Annotated in this window: 3 protein-coding genes; all 3 read left to right on the top strand. The window is 73.5% G+C overall.

Annotation, left to right across the window (positions count from 1 at the left end; all coding sequences use genetic code 11):
- A partial coding sequence (locus WH07_RS35145) for a serine/threonine-protein kinase (protein ID WP_046509187.1) occupies positions 1-1,780 on the top strand: 1,780 nt, incomplete at its 5' end.
- Positions 1,781-1,907: 127 nt separating this feature from the next.
- A complete protein-coding gene (gene mqnC / locus WH07_RS35140; protein ID WP_046509184.1) occupies positions 1,908-3,122 on the top strand; it encodes a cyclic dehypoxanthinyl futalosine synthase in 1,215 nt (404 codons plus the stop codon).
- A 7-nt stretch (positions 3,123-3,129) separates the two neighbouring features.
- Entirely contained in the window at positions 3,130-3,783 is a 654-nt protein-coding gene (locus tag WH07_RS35135) for an imidazolonepropionase-like domain-containing protein (protein WP_046509182.1), read from the top strand.
- Positions 3,784-4,208 lie beyond the last annotated feature (425 nt).

Here is a 4,208-nt window from a genome sequence, read left to right as displayed (position 1 = left end):
GTACCGGTTGCTCGGACGACTGGGGTCGGGCGGGATGGGCCGGGTCTATCTGGCGCGCTCGGCGGGCGGCCGCACGGTCGCGGTGAAGGTCGTCCACCCGCACTTCGCGATGGACGAGGAGTTCCGGGCCCGCTTCCGGCGCGAGGTCGAGTCGGCGCGGCGCGTCGGTACGGGCCCCGACGGGCCACGCTGGTCGGCGCCGGTGCTGGACGCCGACCCGGAGGCCGCCGTTCCGTGGGTGGCGACCGCCTATGTGGCGGGCCCCTCGCTGACCCAGGCCGTCGCGGGACACGGGCGGCTGCCCGGCCATTCGGTACGGGCGCTGGGCGCGGGTCTCGCGGAGGCGCTGGTGGCGGTCCACGGCCTGGGACTCGTCCACCGCGACGTCAAGCCGTCGAACGTCCTGCTGGCGCTGGACGGCCCCCGGCTCATCGACTTCGGTATCGCACGCGCCACCGACGGCACGGCCTCGCTCACCTCCACCGGGGTCTCGGTCGGCTCGCCGGGTTACATGTCGCCGGAGCAGATCCTCGGCAAGGGCGTCACCGGCGCGGCCGATGTGTTCTCCCTGGGCGCGGTCCTCGCGTTCGCGGCGACGGGCGCGAGCCCCTTCCCGGGCGACTCCTCAGCCGCGCTGCTCTACAAGGTGGTGCACGAGGAGCCCGAGCTGGGCGCCCTGGAGGGCGATCTGCGCGATCTGGTCGCGCGCTGCCTCGCGAAGGACCCGTCGGCCAGGCCCGCGCCGCGTGAGGTCGCGGGTGCGCTGGCGCCGGAGGGCGCTGCCGGGCTGGTGGCCGCGGGCTGGCTGCCGGGGCCGCTGGTCGAGGAGGTGAGCCGGGCGGCGGTGCGGCTGCTGGACCTGGAGGCGGCGGCGCCGGTGCAGACGGGGCCCGTACCGTTCAGCAACCCGTCCCTGGGCAGCAACGGCGGGGGTACGGGGAACGGCGCACCGGCCCTCGGTGTCTTCGGCCCGCCCGTCGATCCGGCGGGGCTCCCGGGAACGGACCCAGCGCCGAACGGCTCGCTCCCGGGCCGGCGGTCGAACGACGGGCGGCTGTCCGTCTCCTTCACGACCGATGCCGGTACGGCCACCAGTACGGGCCCGGGCGGTGCCGCGACCGGTACGGGTACCGGCGCGGGCGACACCGGCCGCCGTGGGCGCAGGGTGAGCTGCACCGTGGCCCTGACCGTGGCGGGCGCGCTGGCCGCCGTGACGATCGGCAGCGCGTTCCTCTTCGATCTCTTCCCGGGCAGCGGGAACGACCCTTCCGGCGACTCGGCCGCGACCGGCCCGTCCACCGGGGCCACCGCCTCGGAGGCCCCCGGCGATTCCGACTCGCCTTCGACGCCGTACACGCCCGCGCCCTCCGGCTCCGCCGCGGACCCGGACCAGGCCACGGGCCCGCAGGTCACCGAGGTGCCCGCGGCCTTCGTCGGCACCTGGAAAGGGCCGACCAAGGAGAGCAGCGGGGTGACGCACGGCGACGCCACCGCGGTGATCAGCGAGGGCGCGAAGGGCGAGGACGTGGTGCGGATGACGTACACCTTCTCGATCCTCGGCGTGGACACCGAGTGCCGCAGCATCGGCACGTTCGTCTCGGGCACGGCCCGCCAGCTCCGCGTCACCGAGCGCACCGACGAGAGCGGTACCAGTACCGAGGGCCTGTGCACCGGCGCCGAAGCCGGACTGACCTTCACCCTCAAGGAGGACGGCACGGTGCTGTACGAGTCCGACGAGGCGGCGGCGGGCACTCCCTCGGGCACGCTCACCAAGCGCTGAGCGACGGCTGAGCGCTGAGCGACGGCTGCGCCGTACGGCCGGCCGCGAGGCGTGTCGTACCCCTGACGTAGGGTGGATCGGCGTCATAGCTCCTTGGCGTCACAGCCCCTCTGGGAAGGACCCGCCGGTGACCGAGAAGGCCGACCCCACGTCCGTAGATGTCACTGGCGTCCTCGACCGCGCCGCGGCCGGCGGCCGTATCACCCCCGAGGAGGCGCTCGACCTGTACCGCTCGGCGCCGCTGCACGCGCTGGGCGCCGCGGCCGACGCCGTACGCCGCCGCAGGTACGCCGGTACGGAGCACATCGCGACGTACATCATCGAGCGGAACATCAACTACACGAACGTCTGTGTGACGGCCTGCAAGTTCTGCGCCTTCTACGCCGCACCGAAGGACACCGGCAAGGGCTGGAGCCGCGGTCTCGACGACATCCTGCGCCGCTGCGCGGAGACCGTGGAGCTGGGCGGCACGCAGATCATGTTCCAGGGCGGGCACCACCCGGAGTACGGCGTCGAGTACTACGAAGAGCACTTCAGCGCCATCAAGCAGGCCTTCCCGCAGCTCGTCATCCACTCCCTCGGCGCCTCCGAGGTCGAGCACATGGCCCGGATTTCCGGGGTCTCCGCCGAGGAGGCGATCCGGCGCATCCACGCCGCCGGTCTGGACTCCTTCGCGGGTGCGGGCGCCGAGCTGCTGCCCGCCCGGCCGCGTACGGCGATCGCGCCGCTCAAGGAGTCCGGCGAGCGGTGGCTGGAGATCATGGAGACGGCGCACCGGCTGGGTGTCGAGTCGACCTCCACGATGCTCATGGGGACGGGCGAGACGAACGCCGAGCGGATCGAGCACCTGCGGATGATCCGCGACGTGCAGGACCGGACGGGCGGCTTCCGCGCCTTCATCCCGTACACCTACCAGCCCGAGAACAACCATCTGAAGGGCCGGACGCAGGCGACGCTCTTCGAGTATCTGCGGATGATCGCGATCGCGCGGCTCTTCCTCGACAACGTCGCGCACATCCAGGGCTCCTGGCTGACCACGGGCAAGGAGGTCGGCCAGCTCTCGCTGCACTACGGCGCGGACGACCTGGGCTCGATCATGCTGGAGGAGAACGTGGTGTCGTCGGCCGGCGCCAGGCACCGTTCCAACCGGCTGGAGATCATCGACCTGATCCGCAAGGCGGGCCGGGTGCCGGCGCAGCGCGCCACGACATACGAACACCTCGTCGTGCACGACGACCCGGCGAACGATCCGGTCGACGACCGTGTCGCCTCGCACATCTCGTCGACGGCGATCGAGGGCGGCACGGCACACCCCGAGCTGAAGCTGCTCAGCGCCAACTGAGCCCGCCGTGCTGGTCATTCACCACGCCGGCCTGCTGCTGCCCGGCGCGGACCGTGAGCCCCTACCAGGCGGGGCGGTGCTGGTCGAGGGGCGTACGGTCGCGGCCGTCGGCCCGTACGAGAAGCTCGCCGCCGCGAGCCCGGGGGCGCGGGTCCGGCACTGGCCGGGCGTGCTGACGCCGGGGCTGCGCAATCCGTACGGCCCTGAGCTGCTGGAGCAGGCGTACCACCCTGATCCGCGCGAGGCCGGCGAACTGGGCACCGAGCCGCTGACCGGCGAGGCGCTCGCGGCGCTGGACATGCCGGAGGCCCGCTGGGGCGCGAGCGCGCGCCGCGGGGTCCAGCGGCTGCTGGCGCACGGCACGGTCGGGGTGGCGGGCGAGTTGAGGCGCGAGGCGGTACGGGACGCGGTGACGCGCACGGGCCTGCGCATCGAGCGCCGGTACGAGGAGCCGCCGGGCCCGCCGACACTGGACCCGCTCGCGGGGGGCCGCCCGGCGGGGGAGGTCTTCATGCCGACGCTGACGGAGGGCGGTGCGGCGGACTTCGCGATCTTCGCGGTGCCGCCGGGGGACGCCCCGTACCCCACCCTGACCACCCACGGCGCGACCACCTGCATAGCAACGGCCATATCAGGCCGCCTACTCCACCGCCGCCGCTAGTCCCTGCCCGGCGGTCTTCGCGGGCCCGCGACGCCCGGCACGGCGCCTCGCCGCGTTGTCGGATGTCCGGGCCATCCACAACGCCGGTTCCTCCGCCTTGCGATGCTCCCCGGTAGCGTGAACGGCACGGGAGGGGCCTCTCCACCAGCCGCCGCCCGCCCCGCTCTGCGGGCGGACGACGCTATGTGGCACACGCGGCCTAGGGCCTCTTGTCCGGATCTCGCTGGGCTCGTGGGCCCGCAGCGGCATCAGCCGCTGCCGCGGCGGGCCGCGCCTTGCCGCGTTGTCGCGGGCGCGCCTGCCCGCCCCGTCCGCCGCGTTCGCGTGCCCGCCCTGCTCGGCGTTCTTCTTTTCAGCCCGTCCGGCGATTGAGGACAAAACGGGGGTCCGGGGGCTTGCCCCCGGACCCCCGTTTTGTCCTCAAT

Origin of the sequence: Streptomyces odonnellii (genome assembly GCF_000981895.1) — a bacterium.
GTDB lineage: Bacteria > Actinomycetota > Actinomycetes > Streptomycetales > Streptomycetaceae > Streptomyces > Streptomyces odonnellii.
This window is presented reverse-complemented; position numbering and strand designations above follow the sequence as displayed.